Genomic DNA, 18,923 nt, shown 5'->3' with positions numbered 1-18,923 from the left:
CTGTCGCGGAGAGTTTCCAGCCGGTTGACTGAAATGCCTCGCAAGAGGCCGGCCGGGCCGCCGGCTCCCCCTCGTACAGTGCGGCGGCCCGATTCCGCGCCGTCCGCCCAGCTGCCTGCCCGACACTCCGTGGCGGGGCGGACGGCCGCCGCCGGCTTGGCCGAGCGACTCAACGCCGCCGGGGTCAAAGGTGCGTTGTCGGCTGCGGGTGCGTTGTGGCTGGTCGCGCCCGCGCGGCGGAGCCGCTGATGTCATCGCCCCGCGCCCCTGGGGGGCGTCGTTGTGAGCGGCCGTTGCGAAGGACCAGTAAGGCGATGTCGTCCTTCGGGGCTCCGGGCACGTGGCGCAGCAGGGCTGTGAAGACCGAGCCCAGCAGTGACTGAGGGGGCTGGTCCGCGGCCTTCGCCAGCGCGGTCGACAGGGAGAAGAACCGGCCATGAGCGTCCCTCGCGTCCTCGGCCCCGTCCGTGTGGAGGACGAGGGTCTCGCCGGGGAGGAGGTGGCCGCAGGGCATCGGGGGCAGGTGGGGCGGCAGCGGGAACGGCCCGAGCGGAGGGAGGGGATCCGCTCGGGTGAGGGGGTCCACCCGGGGGCCACTGAGGAGATACGGCCAGGGGTGACCGCAGTTGAGCGCGTACAGCGCTCCGTCTTCACGGATCTCCAGCAGGAGTACGGTGACGAACTCCTCGGCGACGGACGGCTCGGTGCGGGCCCGCTCGCGCAGATGCCGGGCATGCGCCCGCTCCAGCCGCCGTAGGACACTGTCGAGTTCGGCCTCGTCGTGCACGGCCTCGCGGAAGCTGCCGAGGACGGCGGCGGCCGTGCTGATGGCCGCGAGCCCATGGCCCCGCACATCACCCATGACCGCGCGGACGCCGTGCTCGGTGGCGACGACCTCGTAGAGATCGCCGCCCACGGACGCGCCCCGGTCCGCGGACAGCTGGGCCGCGGCGATGTCCAACCCGTCGATCCGCGGAGGCAACGGCCGCAGCAGCGCGCTCTGCGCGACCCCGGCGACCTGCCGGAGCTGCCGCAGCTCACGCAGCAGCGCCTTGCGGACGTGCAGTATCAACCCGGTGCCGACGGCGAAGAAGACGGCACTGGTGGCGAGCCGCGCCTCGAACCCGGTCTGCTGGGCGAGCGGGCAGGTCATCTTGTACGTGATCGCCACGGCGCCCCAGGCGGTGGGCAACCCCAACGCCAGCACCCTGCGGGGAACCCGACCCCTGATACGGATCATGCCGATGGCCCCCCATATAGGCCCAGACAGCAGTATCGGACCGACCCCGAAAGGCCGGTCCGATTCTGTCGACACATGGCCCGGATGGACCAGATCACTGGGAGAAGTCACTCCATCGAGTGACGTGACTGCAACCCCCTAAGGGGCGCGGGGAACTGCGCGACCAGCCACAACTCACCCGCACCCGGCACACGACATCAACCGCGCAGAACGGCTCCCGTACGCTCACCCGCGAGAGCCACCGCCGCATCCCGCGCAGCCGAAGCCTCATCCACGGTCAGCGTCCGATCCGCCGAGCGGAACCGCAGCGCATACGCCAGCGACTTCTTCCCGTCGCCCAACTGCTCGGCGTTCTCATACACATCGAACAGCCGGATCGCCTCCAGCAGGGAACCCGCACCGTCCCGCAGCGCGGCCTCGACGTCGGCATGCGGTACGAACTTGTCGACCACCAGCGCCACATCCTGCGTGGCGACAGGGAACGTGGAGATGCTCGGCGCCTGAGGCGTGTCGTCGCCGACGGCCTCCAGCGCGTCCAGGTCCAGCTCCATCGCGGACGTACGCGCGGGCAGCCCGAACGCCTTCACCACGCGCGGGTGCAGCTCACCGGCATGGCCGACGACCGTCTCCGCACCCTCGGCGACGACCACCAGCTCGGCGCACCGCCCCGGATGCCACGGTCCGTACTGACCGCCCCGGACGACCAGTTCGACCCCGGCCTCACGGGCGACCGCCCGCGCCGCCTCGATCGCGTCGGCCCAGTCCACCGGACGGCCCTTGCCCCACCAGCCGGCCTGCTCGCGCGCTCCGGCGAGGACCGCGGCGACATGGCGCGGCTGCTCGGGCAGCGCGGCGTTCAGCTCGGCGATCTCCTCGTCGGTGGGACGCCGGTCCACCGGCAGGGAGACGGCGGCCTTCTGCTCGGCACGCGGCAGGAACACCAGACCCGTCTCGAAGAGGGCCAGGTCGTGCGAGCCCCGGCCGTCATTGCGCCGCAGCGCGCCCAGCAGGCCCGGCAGCAGCGACGTACGGAGCGCGGGCTCCTCGTCGTTGAGCGGGTTCGTCAGTGTGACGACCCGGCGGGCCGGATCGTCCGCCTCCAGCAACAGCTGATCGAAGACCTGCTTGCCGATGAAGGGGTAGTTCGGCGCCTCGACGAACCCGGCACCGGCCAGCGCGCGGCCGACGCGGCGGTGCAGCCGCTGGCGGTGGGTCAGGCCGCGGCCCGACGGGGGCTTGGGCAGCGTGGAGGGCAGGTTCTCGTAGCCCTCCAGCCGGATGACCTCTTCGGCCAGGTCGTTGACCTCGGTGAGGTCGGGACGCCAGGACGGCACGGTGACGATCAGCTCGTCCTGCCCGTACACGTCACAGCCGACCTGCTGGAGACGGCGTACGACGGTCTCGCGGCCGTACTCCACACCCGCGACCTTGTCCGGGTGGTCGGCCGGCACGGCGATCGTGTGCGGCGCGTTCGGAGCGGCGACCTCGGTGACCCCGGCGTCGGCGGTACCGCCCGCGAGGAGCACGAGGAGGTCGACCGTGCGCTGGGCCGCAGCGGCGGCGGCAGCCGGGTCGACACCGCGCTCGAAGCGGCGGGACGCCTCGGAGGAGAGCTTGTGGCGGCGGGCCGTGCGCGCGATCGACACCGCGTCGAAGTGCGCGGCCTCGATGACGACGTCGGTGGTGCCCTCGCCCTCCTCGTGGTCCGCGATCTCCGTGTTGGCGCCGCCCATGACCCCGGCGAGGCCGATGGGGCCGCGGTCGTCGGTGATGACGAGGTCCTCGGCGTGCAGCTTCCGCTTGGCTCCGTCGAGGGTGACGATCTCCTCGCCCTCGGTGGCTCGGCGGACGCCGATGGTGCCCTGGACCAGCGTGCGGTCGTAGGCGTGCAGCGGCTGGCCGAGCTCCATCATCACGTAGTTGGTGATGTCGACGGCGAGCGAGATCGGGCGCATGCCGACCTTCTGCAGCCGGCGCTTCAGCCAGATCGGGGAGCGCGCCTCGGGGCTGAGGCCGCTCACCGTACGGGCCGTGAAGCGGTCGCAGCCGAGCGGCTCGGAGACCTGGACCGGGTAGCCGTAGGCGTTGGGGCCCGGGACGTCGAGCAGGGCCGGGTCGCGCAGCGGCAGGCCGTAGGCGATGGCGGTCTCGCGGGCGACGCCGCGGATGGAGAGGCAGTCGCCGCGGTTGGCGGTGACGGCGATGTCCAGGACCTCGTCGACCAGTTCGAGCAGCTCGATGGCGTCCTTGCCGACCTCGGTCTCCGGCGGCAGCACGATGATGCCCTTGGTGCCGTCGTCGCCCATGCCCAGCTCGTCGCTGGAGCAGATCATGCCGTGGGACGTCTTGCCGTAGGTCTTGCGGGCGGCGATCGCGAACCCGCCGGGCAGTTCGGCGCCCGGGAGCACGACGACGACCTTGTCGCCGACGGCGAAGTTGCGGGCGCCGCAGACGATCTCCTGGGGCTCGCCGGTGCCGTTGGCGGTACCGACGTTCACCGTGCAGAAGCGGATCGGCTTCTTGAAGCCCTCCAGCTCCTCGATGGTCAGCACCTGGCCGACGACCAGGGGGCCCTTGAGGCCGTCGCCGAGCTGCTCGACGGTCTCCACCTCGAGGCCTGCCGAAATGAGCTTGGCCTGGACGTCACGCCCGGTCTCCGTCGCCGGCAGGTCGACGTACTCCCGCAGCCAAGAAAGCGGGACCCGCATCAGATCTCCATCCCGAACGGCCGGGTGAACCGGACGTCACCCTCGACCATGTCTCGCATGTCTTCGACGTTGTGGCGGAACATCAGCATCCGCTCGATGCCGAACCCGAAGGCGAATCCGCTGTACTTCTCGGGGTCCACGCCGCAGGCCTTGAGGACCTTCGGGTTGACCATGCCGCAGCCGCCGAGCTCGATCCAGCCCTCGGAGGAGCAGGTGCGGCAGGGGCGGTCCGGGTTGCCGACGGACTCGCCGCGGCACACGTAGCAGACCATGTCCATCTCGGCGGACGGCTCGGTGAAGGGGAAGAAGTTCGGCCGCAGCCGGGTCTTCATGCCCTCGCCGAACAGGGCCTGGACCATGTGGTCCATGGTGCCCTTGAGGTCGGCCATGGTGAGGCCCTCGTCCACGGCGAGCAGCTCGACCTGGCGGAAGACCGGGGTGTGCGTGGCGTCCAGCTCGTCGGTGCGGTACACGACGCCGGGGCAGATCACGTACACCGGCAGCTCACGGCTGAGCAGCGAGCGGATCTGGACCGGCGAGGTGTGGGTGCGCAGCACGACGCCGGACTCGGTGCCGCCCTGCGGGCCCTGCACGAAGAAGGTGTCGGCCTCGCCACGGGCCGGGTGGTCCGGGCCGATGTTGAGGGCGTCGAAGTTGAACCACTCCGCCTCGACCTGCGGGCCCTCGGCGACCTCGTAGCCCATGGCCACGAAGACGTCCTCGATGCGCTCGGACAGCGTGGTCAGCGGGTGGCGGGCGCCGGCCGGTACGCGGTCGTAGGGCAGGGTGACGTCCACCGCCTCCTCGACCAGCACGCGGGCGTCGCGCTCTTCCTCCAGCTCGGCCTGGCGGCCGGCGAGCGCCTTGTTCACGGCGCCGCGGGCCTGTCCGACGAGCTTCCCCGCGGCGGCCTTGGCCTGCGGGGGCAGCGCGCCGATCTCGCGGTTGGCGAGGGCCAGCGGCGAGGTGCCGCCGGTGTGGGCGACCTTGGCCTCCTGGAGCGCGTCGAGGGAGTCCGCGGCGGCGAAGGCGGCGAGCGCCTCGTCCCGCATGCGCTCGATCTCTTCCGGTTTCAACGCCTCGACCTCTACAGGGTCGTACGACTTATTCGGTGCCGACATCTCTTCCCGTGCTTCCGATTGGCTGGCTGAAGGTCCCCTAGACCGGCGCTCAGTGCCGTGTGCAGGACACAAAGGTGCCAAAGGCCGAGTCTAACGGGGTGGAGGTATACGAATGCGCCCGCGGGCACTCAGGTCAGATAGGCCGGAGTGCTCACGGGCAACGTAAATCGGAACTCGGCGCCCCCGCCGGGGCCGCGGCCGACCGTGATGGCACCGCCGTGGGCCTCGACGATGCCCTTGACGATGTAGAGCCCGAGGCCCGTGCCACCGCGCTTGCTGCCCCGCCAGAAGCGGGTGAAGACGCGGTTCATGGATTCCTCCGGGATGCCGGGCCCCTCGTCGCTCACGGTGACCGATGTGCCGCGGTCCTCCCCTTCCCGGGGGGACGCGGCGGGCGTGACGTCAATCGTGACGGTTCCCTCGCCGTGGCGCACCGCATTTTCCAGCAGGTTGCTGAGCACCTGGTCGATCTTGTCGGGGTCCGCCCAGAGCTGGGGCAGCGGCTGCTCGATGCGGAGCAGGAACCGGTCGGCGGTCTGGCCCGCGGCGACGTACGCCTGGATGTGGCGCCCGACGGCCGCCCCGATGTCGACTGGCTGGCGGCGTACCTCCAGCCGCCCCGAGTCGATCCTGGAGATGTCGAGCAGCTCGGCGATGAGCCGGGTGACCCGGTCGGCGTCCGCGTCCACGGTCTCCAGCATCAGCCGTTTCTGGTCGTCGGTGAACCGTTCCCACTTGGCGAGCAGCGTGGCGGTGAAGCCCTTCACGGAGGTGAGCGGGGAGCGCAGCTCGTGGGCGACGGTGGCGATGAGCTCGGCGTGGCTGCGCTCGGTGCGGCGCCGGGCCTCGGTGTCGCGCAGACACACGACGACGCGGGAGACGGGTCCGGTGGGCTCGGCGCGGACGTACTGGACGGTGACCAGCACCTCGTGTCCGCCCGGCAGCAGCAGGTTCCGCTCGGGCTGCCCGCGCCGGATGGCGAGACCGCCGTACGGGTCGGTCAGCTGCCACCAGCGCCGCCCCTCCAGGTCCTCCAACGGCAGCGCCTTGTCGAGGCGCCGGCCGAGGGCCTCGGCGGCGGGGACGGCGGTGATGCGTTCGGCGGCGGCGTTGAAGCAGACGACCCGGCCCTGTTCGTCGGCGACGACCAGTCCGTCGGGCAGCATGTCGGGGTCGATGCCGAGTCCGGCGAGATCACCGGGGCCGGACGCGGAACCCTGCCGCACGTCCCGGTCACCCGGTGCACTGCTCGTGCCGACACTCATCCCCGTACCCCACCTCTCATGACGCTGAGGGGCCCCGAGCTGGTCACCCTACTAGCTGTCGGTGACGGAGCGGCACCCTCCGGAGGCGCGCTGTGCACGGGCCGACGCGTAGAGACATACGGCGGCGGCGGTCGCGAGGTTCAGGCTTTCGGCCTTCCCGTGGATCGGGACGCGCACCACGGCGTCCGCGAGGGCGCGGGTCTCCTCCGGGAGCCCCCACGCCTCGTTGCCGAACACCCACGCGGTCGGCCCGCCCATGGTGCCCTGGTCGAGCTCGTCGTCGAGGTCGTCGGTCCCGGCCCCGTCGGCGGCGAGGATCCGCACCCCGGCGTCCTTGAGCCCGGCCACCGCTTCCTCGACGGGCACCCCGACGGCGACCGGCAGATGGAAGAGGGATCCCACGGAGGCCCGTACGGCCTTGGGGTTGTAGAGGTCCACGGAGGCGTCGGTCAGTACGACGGCCTCGGCGCCGGCGGCGTCCGCGCACCGCAGTACGGTGCCGGCGTTCCCGGGGTCGCGCACGTTCGCGAGCACCGCGACGAGCTTGGGGCGGGCGGCGAGGATCTCCGTGAAGGGCGTGTCCAGGAACCCGCACACCCCGACGAGCCCCTGGGGGGTGACGGTGGTGGAGATGTCGGCGATGACGTCCTCGGAGGCGAGGTGGACCCGCGCTCCGACGGCACGGGCCTCGCCGATGATGTCGCCGTACCGCTCGGCGGCCTCGACGGTGGCGAACAGCTCCACCAGACCGTGTCCGGCGGCCTCCCGCACGGCCTGCGGCCCCTCGGCCAGGAACAGCCGCTCCTTGCCCCGGAAGTTCCGCTTGGCGAGCCGCCGGGCGGCGGAGACGCGGGGGGAACGGGGGGAGATCAGCTCGGGGCCGGCATCGGCGGGCATGGGGCTCACTTTCGGAGAACTACACAACAGGACCCGCAAGCCCGAAAGCCTGCGGGTCCCTCATGTCACGTCGGCTCGAAGCCAGGCGTCAGGCCGCCTTGGGGGCGTTGACGTCGGCCGGCAGGGCCTTCTGCGCGACCTCGACGAGCGCGGCGAACGCGGTGGCGTCGTTGACGGCCAGCTCGGCCAGGATCTTGCGGTCGACCTCGATGTTCGCGGCCTTCAGACCCTGGATGAAGCGGTTGTACGTGATGCCGTTGGCGCGGGCAGCGGCGTTGATGCGCTGGATCCACAGCTGACGGAAGTCGCCCTTGCGCTTCTTGCGGTCGTTGTAGTTGTAGACCAGCGAGTGGGTGACCTGCTCCTTGGCCTTGCGGTACAGGCGCGAACGCTGACCGCGGTAGCCGGAGGCGGCTTCGAGGATCGCCCGGCGCTTCTTGTGGGCGTTGACTGCCCGCTTGACGCGTGCCACTTGTTAACTCCTTGTAGCGGGGCCGTGGTTGGACTCACACGACCCGGAAATCGATTGGGTCCCGGTCTGGAGGGGGGTCAGGCGCTGTGCGCCCGACCTCACTTGCCGAGAAGCTTCTTGATCTTCGCGGCGTCGCCCGGGGCCATCTCGGCGTTGCCGGTGAGGCGACGCGTCAAGCGGGACGACTTGTGCTCGAGGTAGTGGCGCTTGCCGGCACGCTCACGGAGCACCTTGCCGGAGCCGGTGATCTTGAAGCGCTTGCTGGCACCGCTGTGCGACTTGTTCTTCGGCATAGCGCCGTTCTCTCCTCTGGGTGGCGCCCCGGTGCCCGGTCGTGAAACCGGGCACGGTGGAGCGTCGCTCTTGTATCGGTTATGTCCTGGGGACTCGCGTCCCTGGGATCACGCCTCGGCCGGAGCCTCGGCCTGCGCCTCGGCGGCCTCAGGAGCCTCGGCCTCAGCCTCGGAGTCCTCGTCGAGGTGCGTCTCCGCGGCGTTCTGCGACTTGCCAGGGTTGGCCTTCGCGTCAGCCTTTCGGGCTTCCTGCGCCTGCCGGGCCTCGGCCATCGCCTCGGTCTTCTTCTTGTGCGGACCGAGAACCATGATCATGTTTCGGCCGTCCTGCTTCGGGTTCGACTCCACGAAGCCGAGGTCCTGGACGTCCTCCGCGAGACGCTGGAGCAGTCGGTAGCCGAGTTCCGGCCGGGACTGCTCGCGACCACGGAACATGATCGTGATCTTGACCTTGTCGCCCTGCTTGAGGAACCGGACGACGTGACCCTTCTTGGTGTCATAGTCGTGCGGGTCGATCTTCGGCCGGAGCTTCATCTCCTTGATGACCGTGTGCGCCTGGTTCTTGCGCGCCTCACGAGCCTTCATGGCCGACTCGTACTTGAACTTCCCGTAGTCCATGAGCTTGCAGACCGGCGGTCGGGCGGTCGCCGCCACCTCGACCAGGTCGAGGTCGTACTCCTGCGCAAGCTCCAGGGCCTTGGCAAGCGGGACAATCCCGACCTGCTCGCCGCTGGGACCGACAAGTCGCACCTCGGGAACGCGAATCCGGTCGTTGATGCGGGGCTCGGTGCTGATGGATCCTCCTTGGTAGCACCATACGGCGGTCTGGCGGACAGCCGCGTACGTCTCTTTACGTAGGACCTAACCGCACCGAAGCACAAAAAATGCCCCGGACGATCACATGAGGGGGCTCCAAAGCACTACCGGAGCACCACCACGATGACCGCGGGGCGCAAACTCGGGCGACTCCATCGTCCGTACGGAACGATGGCGGCCGCCTGACCGGGTGACCCGCCGTCCAGGGGACGGTCAGGTGGGAGATCGGAGCCTCCACTTGTGGGCCGGACACGTGAGTATCCAGCCGGTCGTCACACAAGGTTAGCAGCATCCCGGGGGTGGTGCGAACCGATGTGCACCGGGGCCTATCGTGTGGGGCATGAGTGACACCCCTCCCGCTGACTCCCCCGACTTCGACGAGCTGACCCGCGACATCGCCGAGGTCCCCGCCGTCGAGGTGATCGTGACGGTCGCCGTGAACCTGATGAGCGCCGCCGCGGTGAAGCTCGGTCTGACCGAAGAGGGCGACAAGTACAAGGACCTGGACGAGGCCCGCAAGCTGATCCACGCCCTCGCCGGCCTCCTCGATGGCAGCGCGACCGAGATCAGCTCCTTCCACGCGGCCCCGCTGCGCGACGGCCTGAAGTCGCTCCAGCTGGCGTTCCGCGAGGCCTCGATCGTCCCGGACGAGCCGGGCCAGGGACCGGGCGAGAAGTACACCGGCCCGGTCTACAGCTAGTTCACCCGCGTACGTAGAAGGGCTCGCCCAAAGGCGTGGCCGTGGCCGGCAGCAGTGCCAGGTCGAGGCCGCGCACCAGGCGGGCCCTCAGTGTTGCGTCGGCGGCGATCCGCTCGGCGACGGCACGGGCGGCCTCGGCCGGGGGCGCCGACGGGTCGAGTACGAGGGCCAGGGTGCCGTCGGCCTGTCCGGGGCCGAGATGGGCGCGGAGCACGGCGGGCTCTGCGGCCACCGCCTCCCGTACCGCCGCGACGACCGCCGGATCGGCGAGCGGGTCGGCCGTCGTACGCCCCTCGGCGAGGGCGAGCAGCGCGGGGCCCGTCAGTTCGAACGGCACCGGTCCGGCCAGGTCCAGCAGTACGGTGTCCGCCTGCTCGTGCGCGGCGGCCTGAAGCGCCTGGTGCAGGGGTACGGCGACGGGGCGGGCCGCCGGGTCCCAGCGGGCCAGCGAGTCCGTCGAGGTGAAGGCCGGCAGCGCGGTCCGGGGTCCGGCCTTCAGCGTCGGCACGGCCATGTCGCTGGTCTTCTCGCGGCGCAGCCCGTTCTCGTCCTCCTCGACCTCGCCGAGCACGGCCACGACGGGGACGAGCAGCCGGGCGCCCTTGAGCGCCTCCAGGACGGGTCCCACGGCGGTGCGGTCCTCGGCCCAGTCGGCGAGCGCCGCGCTCAGCCGGGGGTCGGCGGAACCGTCGTCGTCGGAGAAGCCGGGGTCGGGAATGTTCTTGTTCGCCACGGTCACCGACCCTATAGGGGGGATGATGCTGGGCTTGTGCGGGCCCGGAAACGCGCGCGTGACCGTCCTCACCGGAATCTCAGATTTCCCTGACACACATCTAACGTGCGTCTAACGGCGCACACAGTCGGTGGCCCGACCATCACGGACATGGAGTCCTCCAGAGCCGCCCGCCGGAGCCGCCGCGCCCGCCCGTCCCGACGCCGCCCCTTCCTCTACACCGCCCTCGCCTCGGTGGCCGTCGTCGGCGCCACGGCCGGCGGGACCGTGTACGTGAAGGCGCAGGCGCACTCCGGTGCCGCGCCCGTATCGTCGGCCGCGTCGTCGAGCCCGGCGGCGAACACGCCGAGCGAGGAGGCGTCCGTGGAACCCGTGGCGGTACCGGCGGTGGACTACGACGCGCTGCTCGCCGACGCGATGGACGCGCTGACCGTGCCGGACGACGCGGACGTGTCGGTGGCCGTGCTCGACCTGGACTCCGGGGACAGCGCCACGTACGGGGACACCGCCTTCGACACGGCGAGCATCGTCAAGGTCGACATCCTGGCGACGCTGCTGCTCCAGGCGCAGGACGAGGACCGGTCGCTGACGGCGGCGGAGAAGACGTACGCCACCGCGATGATCGAGAACAGCGACAACACCTCCGCGTCGGCGCTGTGGCGGGCCATCGGCAAGGCGGAGGGGCTCGACGCGGCCAACGAGCGCTTCGGACTGACGGGCACCGAGGGCGGCGACGGCATGCTCTGGGGGCTGACCCAGACCACCGCGGCCGATCAGCTCACCCTGCTCCAGCAGGTGTTCGGGGACGACTCGGAGCTGAGCGAGGCCTCGCGGGAGTATCTCCAGGGCCTGATGGGGCAGATAGCCACGGACCAGCACTGGGGGGTGTCGGCCGCGGCCGACGGTTCCTCGTGGGCGCTGAAGAACGGCTGGCTGCCGCGCAGCACGACCGGGTTGTGGGACATCAACAGCATCGGGCAGGTGACCGCCTCGGACGGGAACGACTATCTCGTCGTCGCGCTGTCGCACGGCAACGCGACGAAGGAGAAGGGGATCTCGCTCGTGGAGTCGGCGGCGCGCGCTGCGGTGTCGGTGTTCGCGGACTGAGACCGCCTCGTCAGGCAGTCGGCGGGTGCGGCGCCGTTGTGGCTGGTCGCGCAGTTCCCCGCGCCCCTAGGACGTCGCCCGCACCGTCATTGATCGCCGTACTGTTCCCTGCGGCCACGCCACAGCACCACCGCCGCGACCAGCAGGACGCCTCCGACGCCGCCCGCCAGTGGGGCCGCCCAGCCGGCCGTGTCGTCGGCCGTCTCGGGGGCGTCGGGGCCCGAGCCGAAGTACCGGTCCCCGTACGCGGCCGACTTCAGGCCCTGCGGGTCGAGCCGGTCGGCGGCCTTGAGGGCGGCGGCGGGGTCGACGAAGCCGTAGCCGCGGGAGTCGTCGCGGCCGCCGACGGGGGCGTCCCGGGCCGTGTCCTCCAGAAGCTTCTTGATCTGCGCCGGGGTCAGTCCGGGGTGGGCCGCCTTGACGAGGGCGACGGCGCCGGAGACGAAGGCCGCCGCCGCGCTCGTACCCCAGCCCTCGTAGTACTTGTGGTCCGGGTCGGCGATGACGACGTCGTCGCCCGGGGCGGCGACCGTGGCGTACCAGCGGCGGGTGGAGAAGGAGGCGCGGGTGCCGTAGCGGTCGACGGCGGTCGCGGCGATGACGCCCGGGTAGGCGGCCGGGTAGGAGATGTGGTCGCCCTTCTCGCCGCCGTTGCCGGCCGAGGCGACGACGGTGACGCCCTTCTTCAGGGCGTACTGGACGGCCTCGTCCTCGGCGGGTTCGGGGTGGGCGGACTTGGAGTCGTCGCCCAGGGAGAGGTTGATGACGTCGGCGCCGTGGTCGGCGGCCCAGCGGATGCCCTCGGCGAGGGCGTTGCCGCGGGTGTTGCGGGCCTTGCCGCGGGAGGAGTCGCCGTCCTCAAGGATCACGCGGACCGGGAGGATCCTGGCCTCCGGGGCGATGCCCATGACGCCGTCGCCGTCGGCGTAGCCGTGTCCGTGACCGGCGATGATGCCGGCCATCGCGGTGCCGTGGCGGGCCCAGGCCCGGTCGCCTCGGTCGGCTCCGAAGCCGACCATGTCCTTGCCTTCGAGGACGTTGCCGACGAGGTCGGGGTGGTCGTCCTCGACGCCGGTGTCGAGGACGGCCACGGTGACGCCCTTGCCCTTGGTGGTCTGCCAGGCCTCCTGGGTGTGCATGGCCTCCAGGGCCCACTGCTTGGCGCGTATGCCGTCGGCGTGCGCGACGGTGGACGGGACCAGGGCGAGGGAGGCGGCGAGGAGGGCGCTGACGACGCCGGCCCGGCGGGCGCGGGTGGCGGCGCTCATGAGGTCGTTCCCGTCCCCTCCGTGGCCGGGGTGCCGACGGTTCTGCGCAGGCCGCGTTCGACGCGGTCGGCGAGGCCCTGGGCCTCGTGGCCGAGGCCGGCCTGGGCGACGGCGGTGGTGGCGCCGGACTGCATGGCCGCCGCGGCGGGCTCCGGCTCGTCGACGGTACGGCCGTCGGCCCAGCCGGAGACGGCGTAGACGACCACGGGGGCGTCGGTGAGGACGGAGATCGCCCAGGATGCGCGCTGTGCGGCGCCGAAGTCGGCGGCGACCGTGTCCTTGGCGGCGTACGGCCGGGGCATCAGGTCGGCCCGGGTGCCGAGGCCCTCCTTGGTGAAGCGGGTGTCGAGGGCGGTCATGCCGGCGACGTCGGCCTTGGTGAAGACGAGGCCGACGGTGGTGACGTAGCTCTGGGTGGCGTCGGTGTAGGTCGCGCGCAGGAGACGGCCGCACCCGACGGGGGCGAGGGCCTTCTTCAGCAGCGGGTCGAAGGCCTCCTTGCAGCCGCTGTCCGGGGCGACGGCGATCCGCGTCCAGGTTCGGTCGGCGCCGCCGGGGCCGGCACCCTGGCCCTGCATGGTGGGCGGGAACAGCTGGTCCACGGGGACGCTGTGCCACAGCTCGGCGGCAGCGGCGAAGGAGTCCTTCTCACCGGCCGCGGCCGAGTCCCCGACGAGCCAACTCCCGGTCACCGCACCGCCGATGAGCCCGAGGCCGAGCACGAGACACACGGCCACGGCCGCGGTACGCACTCCGGCCCGCACCGCCAGCGATCGCGGCCGGGCGTTCTCGTCGTACCCCTCGGGCTCCCCGAACGACACGACGGGCCGCCCGGATCCCGGGGTGCCACCGGGTGCCGTACCTGAGGTCAGGGGGGCGCTCCAGGAGAGGGCGGGGTCGGGGCGGACGGACGACGAGGTGCCGGACGCGGACGGTGCGGGGGCGAGCGGGCTCCACCGCGTGTCCCGCTCGGACTCCCGCTCGCGTTCGGGTGCCCGCTCCGCGGGGACCGGGCGCAGGCGGAACGTCGTCTCGGAGGCGGACTCCGGGGGTGCGCCGGTACGTCGTGGCGGCGTCGCGGGCCGGGGCACCGGGGGCCGCTGCGCGGGGCGAGGCGGCACTGCCGTGCCGGTGTCCTCCGGGGCCGGTGCATCGGCCCCCGCGTCCCCGGTCCGCGGCCCGTGCCCGGCCTGCGGCGGGGCATCCGGGAACCGGGCCGAGGCGCGGGGCGGGGGCGGGGCCGGGGTGGTTCGGCTGGTCGAGCTGCCTTCGGCGGAGGACGAGGGCGTATGGGTTGTCGAGGCGCCCTCGGCGAAAGACGGTGGCCGGGTCGTGCGCGGCGGAGATGTGCCCTCGGTGGAGGGGGCGCGCAGGCTCGGGAAGTGGGGCGGGGTGTCCGGGGCGGTGGCGGGCGAGGGGTGTTCCGGGGCGGACGCGTGTGCACTCGGGCGACCGTCTCCGGCCGTGCCGGTGGTTTCCGCTGCTCCCCTGTCCTGCCCGGCGGAGGGCTGCTCGGAGCGCCCGGCCCGCTGCTCCGCAGCCCTTTCCTGAGCCTCTTCCTGGCGGGCGGGGCCGCGCGGGGGCGTGGTGGGGCGGGGTGGGACGGTGTCGTCGCCGAGGGGCTCGGATGCCGTCGGGGGCTCCGTGGGGTGGGGCGGGGCCGTGGGGCGTGGGGGGATGGAGGCGTGCCGCGCTTCGGTGCTCATGCGCCCCCCGTTTCCCTCGTGCCCGGGCCTGTCGTCGTACGTGGGCGTCGGTCGCCCGGACCGTGCGGAGTGTGCCGTGGTTCCCCGCCCCCGGGCACGCATACCCGCGCGGACGGCCCGGCATCCCGCGCACCCTTCGTACGTGCGCGTCACTCTACGGCTTGTCCCTGGGCGAACGGGAACCAGTCCACGAGCCCGGGGCATCTGCCCGGAACGTCCCCCTACCCTGCGGTAATCCTGTCTGGCAGGCTTCGTTCATGACTGCGCGCGCCGCCGACAGGGCCCGTTACGACCGGGCCACCGCCCATCTCGCCGCCCCACTCGCGATCGTGGATCTGGACGCCTTCGACGCCAACGCGGACGATCTCGTCCGCCGGGCGGGCGGGAAGCCGATCCGGGTCGCCAGCAAGTCCGTGCGGTGCCGGACGCTGCTCGAACGCGTTCTCGCCAGGGACGGCTTCGCCGGGATCATGTCGTTCACCCTCGCCGAGTCGCTGTGGCTGGCCCGGTCCGGGTTCGACGACGTCCTGCTCGCCTACCCGTCCGCGGACAGCGCCGGGTACGCCGAACTGACCTCCGACCCCAAGCTCGCCTCCGCCGTCTCCGTCATGGTCGACGACGTCGCCCAGCTCGATCTCATCGACCGTTCACGGGACGGCGGACGTGAAGTCGTCAGGGTCTGCCTGGAGTTGGACACCTCGCTCAAGCTCCTCGGCGGCCGGGTGCGCGTCGGCGCGCTCCGCTCCCCGCTGCACTCGCCCGCCCAAGTCGCCGACCTGGCACGGGCGGTGGCCCGGCGGCCCGGGTTCAAGGTCGTCGGGGTCATGGCGTACGAGGGTCATATCGCCGGTGTGGGCGACTCCGTCGCCGGGCGGCCGTTCCGGTCGCGGGCCGTGCGGTTGATGCAGGCCACCGCGCGCCGGGAGCTCGCCGAGCGGCGGGCCGCGGTGGTGCGGGCCGTGCGGGCCGTGGTGCCGGACCTGGAGTTCGTCAACGGCGGTGGCACGGGCAGTGTGCAGACCACCGCGGCCGAGGACGCGGTCACCGAGATCGGTGCCGGGTCCGGGCTGTACGTCCCGCGTCTGTTCGACAACTACACGTCCTTCGCCGGGCGTCCGGCCGCGCTCTTCGCACAGCCCGTCGTACGGCGGCCGGGTGTGGGGGTCGTGACGGTCCTCGGCGGCGGCTATCCCGCCTCCGGTGCGCCCGGGCCCGACCGGCTCCCCGTGCCCTACCTCCCCGAGGGGCTGAAGTACGACCCTCAGGAGGGTCCCGGCGAGGTGCAGACCCCGCTGCTGGGCTCCCCCGCCGACGATCTGCTCATCGGCGACAAGGTGTGGTTCCGGCACGCCAAGGCCGGTGAGCTGTGCGAGCGGTTCGACACGCTGCATCTCGTCGAGGGGGACGCCGTGACGGCGGCCGTGCCGACGTATCGCGGCGAGGGCCACACGTTCCTGTAGGCCACCGCAGGGTCTTCAGTCGGTGGGGCCGATGCTGCTGCCCACCCCGCCGCCCGCCGTGTCGGCCGTGGACCGGATGCCCTTGGTGATCCGGTCCATGTCAGCGAGCGGCGGCCCGTCCTCGCCCGCGTCGAAGACATAGCGCATGACGACGGGCGACTCGGTGCCGACGCTGGACTGGAAGGCGAGGGACTGCACGTAACCGCCGGGCCCCTCGGCTGTCTTGACGCGCCAGCGCACGTAATACCCCGCGCGGCCCGCCACCGCGACCGGCCCCGACGTCACCAGCTGGTGGGACTCGACACCGCCGAAGGGCCGTTTGCCGACGAGGTCGTGGTCGTAAGCGGCGTCCGCGGCTTCGGAGATGTCCGCCTTGGCGAGGGCCTCGGGGGACGTCTCGTCGTTGTCGGTGACCGTGCGGGAGATGACGAGGCCGTGCCGGCAGGTGCCGGGGTCGCCGGGGCAGTCGTAGGTGCCGTCGGTGGTCATGAGGATGTCGTCGTCGACCACGTACTGGGGCCGTACCCAGCCGTCGAGGAGCGGCACGGTGATGCCGTTGAGCTGGTCCTCGACCACGGCCGGGTCGTCGGCGGAGGGGTCGCCGGCGGACTCCGAGGGCGTCTGGGTGGTGGGTGCGTAGGTGGGGGTGATGGACTCGGTGACGGTCACATCGGCCCCGGTGTCCGCGTCGTCGTCCTCGCGCAGGACGAACGCGCCCGTGACGATCGCGGCGACCAGGACCACCCCGGCGGTGGTGAGGGCGATCGCCTTGGCCCGGCCCGAGGCGCCGTCGGCGGGGCCTGGCACCGGCGGGCCCGGGAGTGCGGGCTCGCGCCGGTGCTCGGTCCACGCGGTGCCGTCCCACCAGCGCTCCAGGTGCGGGGCGTGGGGGTCGCGGTACCAGCCGGGCGGGGGCGTCATGCTCATCCCGGCACTGTAGGCCCGGGGCCTACAGCGGCGTGACGTAAGCCCCGGAGATTCCGCCGTCCACCAGGAAGTCGCTGGCGTTGACGAAGGAGGAGTCGTCGCTGGCCAGGAAGGCGACGGCGGCGGCGATCTCCTCGGCCTCGGCGAACCGGCCGACGGGGATGTGGACGAGGCGGCGGGCGGCCCGCTCGGGGTCCTTGGCGAACAGCTCCTGGAGCAGGGGGGTGTTGACCGGGCCCGGGCACAGGGCGTTCACGCGGATGCCCTCCCGTGCGAACTGCACGCCCAGCTCACGGGACATGGCCAGGACGCCGCCCTTGGAGGCGGTGTACGAGATCTGCGAGGTGGCCGCGCCCATCCTCGCCACGAAGGACGCCGTGTTGATGATGGAGCCCTTGCCCTGCTGCCGCATATAGGGGATGGCCGCCTTGCAGCACAGGTAGACGGAGGTGAGGTTGACCTCCTGGACGCGCTTCCAGGCTTCCAGGCCGGTCTCCAGGATGGAGTCGTCGTCGGGCGGGGAGATGCCCGCGTTGTTGAAGGCGATGTCGACGCTGCCGTAGGTGTCGTACGCCGTCTTGAACAGCGCCTCGACCTGCTCGGCGTCGGTGACGTCGACCTTCACGAAGAGGCCGCCGACCTCGTCCGCGGCGGCCTTGCCGCGGGCCTCGTCGACGTCGGCGCAGACGACGTGGGCGCCTTCGGAGGCGAGGCGGCGGGCGGTGGCGAGGCCGATGCCGCTGCCGGCGCCGGTGATGACGGCGGTGCGGCCGACCAGGCGGCGGCAGACGATTTCCTCGGTGGATGAGGTCACTGTGCGGGGCCCTCCGTGCTGATGAAGACGTTCTTGGTTTCGGTGAAGGCGGTCAGGGCGTCCGGGCCGAGTTCCCGGCCGAGTCCGGACTGCTTGTAGCCGCCGAAGGGGGTCCAGTAGCGGACGCTGGAGTGGGAGTTGACGGACAGGTTGCCGGCCCGGACGGCGCTCGACATCCGCAGGGCGCGGCCGACGTCCCGGGTCCAGATGGAGCCGGAGAGGCCGTACGGGGTGTCGTTGGCGAGGCGGATCGCGTCGGCCTCGTCGGTGAAGGGCAGCAGGACGGCGACCGGGCCGAAGATCTCCTCGCGGGCGGCCTCGGAGTCGTGCGCGGCGCCGGTGAGCACGGTGGGCGCGAACCAGAAACCGGGGCCCTCGGGTGCGCTCCCGCGCAGGCCCGGGATGTCGTCCGACGCCAACGCTCTTACGCGGTCCAGTTGCCGGCGCGAGATCAGCGGTCCCATCTGCGTCTTCTCGTCCGCCGGGTCGCCGACCACGACGGCTTTCAGCGCGCCGTCGAGCAGTTCGCGGGCCTCGTCGTAGACGGACTCCTGGACGAGGATGCGGGTGCGGGCACAGCAGTCCTGGCCGGAGTTGTCGAGGAAGGAGAAGGGATCGAGGGCGGCGGAGAGGTCCGCGTCGGCGAAGACGATGTTGGGGCTCTTGCCGCCGAGTTCGAGGGTGACCGGCTTGACCTGGCGGGCGCACTGCTCCATGACCGCGCGGCCGGTGCGGCTGGACCCGGTGAACACGATCTTCGCGACGCCCGGATGCTCGACCAGGGCGTTGCCCGTGACCGGTCCATGGCCGGGCAGCACCTGGAACAGCCCCTCCGGCAGCCCTGCCTCCAGGCCGAGTTCGGCGAGCCGCAGTGCGGTCAGCGGGGTGGTCTCGGCGGGCTTGAGGATCACCGCGTTGCCCGCGGCGAGCGCGGGGGCCGTGCCCCAGGCCGCGATGGGCATCGGGAAGTTCCAGGGGGCGATGACCCCGATGACGCCGAGCGGTTCGAGGATCGTGACGTCGAGGCCGCCGGGGACGGGGATCTGACGGCCGTTCAGCCGTTCCACTCCCCCGGCGGAGTACTCCAGCAGGTCCCGGACGTTGCCCGCCTCCCAGCGGGCGTTGCCGAGCAGATGACCGGCCTCCCGCACCTCCAGCGCGGCGAGTTCCTCGACATGCCGGTCGACGACGTCGGCGAACCGGCGCAGCAGCCGGGCCCGGTCGGCGGGTGCCACGGCGGCCCACCGCTCCTGCGCCCGCGCGGCGCGGGAGACGGCGGCGTCCACGTCGGCCGCGCCGGCGGCGGGAACGGTGGCGACGATCTCCTCGGTGGCCGGGTTGAGGATCGTGAGCTCGTGCTCGTACTCGTGCTCGTACTCGTGCTCGTGCGACAACG

17 protein-coding genes are annotated in these 18,923 nt (G+C 72.0%); 3 read left to right on the top strand and 14 right to left on the bottom strand.

What is annotated here, in order from left to right; genetic code table 11:
- Positions 1-184 precede the first annotated feature (184 nt).
- The 8 genes from OG866_RS35520 to infC form a co-directional block, all read right to left on the bottom strand.
- Positions 185-1,240, bottom strand: coding sequence for a PP2C family protein-serine/threonine phosphatase (locus tag OG866_RS35520; protein WP_329341176.1), 1,056 nt, complete (start codon positions 1,238-1,240; stop codon positions 185-187).
- A gap of 197 nt (positions 1,241-1,437) precedes the next feature.
- Positions 1,438-3,948: a phenylalanine--tRNA ligase subunit beta gene (pheT, locus tag OG866_RS35515; RefSeq protein WP_329341174.1), complete on the bottom strand. Its 2,511-nt coding sequence runs from the start codon at positions 3,946-3,948 to the stop codon at positions 1,438-1,440.
- Entirely contained in the window at positions 3,948-5,069 is a 1,122-nt protein-coding gene (gene pheS, locus OG866_RS35510) for a phenylalanine--tRNA ligase subunit alpha (RefSeq protein ID WP_329341172.1), read from the bottom strand. The genes pheT and pheS overlap by 1 nt, the downstream gene beginning before the upstream one ends.
- Before the next feature lie 128 nt (positions 5,070-5,197).
- On the bottom strand, positions 5,198-6,334 hold the full coding sequence (locus OG866_RS35505; RefSeq protein WP_329341170.1) for a sensor histidine kinase: 1,137 nt from the start codon (positions 6,332-6,334) through the stop codon (positions 5,198-5,200).
- 51 nt (positions 6,335-6,385) lie between these two features.
- Positions 6,386-7,231 (bottom strand): TrmH family RNA methyltransferase, encoded by an 846-nt coding sequence (locus tag OG866_RS35500; protein WP_329341169.1) that lies wholly within the window; start codon positions 7,229-7,231, stop codon positions 6,386-6,388.
- 88 nt (positions 7,232-7,319) lie between these two features.
- A complete protein-coding gene (rplT, locus tag OG866_RS35495; RefSeq protein WP_007380809.1) occupies positions 7,320-7,703 on the bottom strand; it encodes a 50S ribosomal protein L20 in 384 nt (127 codons plus the stop codon).
- Positions 7,704-7,801: 98 nt separating this feature from the next.
- Positions 7,802-7,996 carry a 50S ribosomal protein L35 gene (gene rpmI / locus OG866_RS35490; RefSeq protein WP_329341167.1) on the bottom strand — a complete coding sequence of 65 codons (195 nt, stop codon included), beginning with the start codon at positions 7,994-7,996 and terminating at the stop codon, positions 7,802-7,804.
- Positions 7,997-8,104: 108 nt separating this feature from the next.
- Entirely contained in the window at positions 8,105-8,791 is a 687-nt protein-coding gene (gene infC / locus OG866_RS35485; protein ID WP_329344439.1) for a translation initiation factor IF-3, read from the bottom strand.
- Between the two features lie 361 nt (positions 8,792-9,152).
- Here infC and OG866_RS35480 point away from each other — a divergent pair, with 361 nt between their 5' ends.
- Positions 9,153-9,512: a DUF1844 domain-containing protein gene (locus OG866_RS35480; RefSeq protein WP_329341166.1), complete on the top strand. Its 360-nt coding sequence runs from the start codon at positions 9,153-9,155 to the stop codon at positions 9,510-9,512.
- A gap of 1 nt (position 9,513) precedes the next feature.
- Here the strand turns inward: OG866_RS35480 and OG866_RS35475 are convergent, their stop codons facing one another.
- Entirely contained in the window at positions 9,514-10,245 is a 732-nt protein-coding gene (locus OG866_RS35475; protein ID WP_329341164.1) for an SseB family protein, read from the bottom strand.
- Positions 10,246-10,395: 150 nt separating this feature from the next.
- On the opposite strand from OG866_RS35475, the gene OG866_RS35470 reads away from it, so the two are divergent.
- Entirely contained in the window at positions 10,396-11,352 is a 957-nt protein-coding gene (locus OG866_RS35470) for a serine hydrolase (protein ID WP_329341162.1), read from the top strand.
- 86 nt (positions 11,353-11,438) lie between these two features.
- Here the strand turns inward: OG866_RS35470 and mycP are convergent, their stop codons facing one another.
- Together mycP and OG866_RS35460 are read right to left on the bottom strand one after the other, a co-directional pair.
- Complete coding sequence (mycP, locus tag OG866_RS35465) at positions 11,439-12,620, bottom strand: type VII secretion-associated serine protease mycosin (protein ID WP_329341160.1); 1,182 nt, start codon at positions 12,618-12,620, stop codon at positions 11,439-11,441.
- Entirely contained in the window at positions 12,617-14,326 is a 1,710-nt protein-coding gene (locus OG866_RS35460; RefSeq protein ID WP_329341158.1) for a hypothetical protein, read from the bottom strand. Before OG866_RS35460 ends, mycP begins: the two co-directional genes overlap by 4 nt.
- 257 nt (positions 14,327-14,583) lie before the next feature.
- Between OG866_RS35460 and OG866_RS35455 the strand changes: the two genes are divergently transcribed.
- Positions 14,584-15,786 carry an amino acid deaminase/aldolase gene (locus OG866_RS35455; RefSeq protein WP_329341156.1) on the top strand — a complete coding sequence of 401 codons (1,203 nt, stop codon included), beginning with the start codon at positions 14,584-14,586 and terminating at the stop codon, positions 15,784-15,786.
- A 15-nt stretch (positions 15,787-15,801) separates the two neighbouring features.
- Here the strand turns inward: OG866_RS35455 and OG866_RS35450 are convergent, their stop codons facing one another.
- Genes OG866_RS35450 through OG866_RS35440 form a run of 3 tightly spaced genes read right to left on the bottom strand, consistent with a single transcriptional unit; the run spans position 15,802 to position 18,921 of the window.
- Positions 15,802-16,707, bottom strand: a complete 906-nt coding sequence (locus OG866_RS35450) for a DUF2510 domain-containing protein (protein ID WP_329344438.1) — start codon at positions 16,705-16,707, stop codon at positions 15,802-15,804.
- A gap of 28 nt (positions 16,708-16,735) precedes the next feature.
- Entirely contained in the window at positions 16,736-17,527 is a 792-nt protein-coding gene (locus OG866_RS35445) for a 3-oxoacyl-ACP reductase (RefSeq protein WP_329341155.1), read from the bottom strand.
- Entirely contained in the window at positions 17,524-18,921 is a 1,398-nt protein-coding gene (locus OG866_RS35440) for an aldehyde dehydrogenase family protein (protein ID WP_329341154.1), read from the bottom strand. The genes OG866_RS35445 and OG866_RS35440 overlap by 4 nt, the downstream gene beginning before the upstream one ends.
- Positions 18,922-18,923 lie beyond the last annotated feature (2 nt).

The organism is Streptomyces sp. NBC_00663, from assembly GCF_036226885.1.
GTDB lineage: Bacteria > Actinomycetota > Actinomycetes > Streptomycetales > Streptomycetaceae > Streptomyces.
This window is presented reverse-complemented; position numbering and strand designations above follow the sequence as displayed.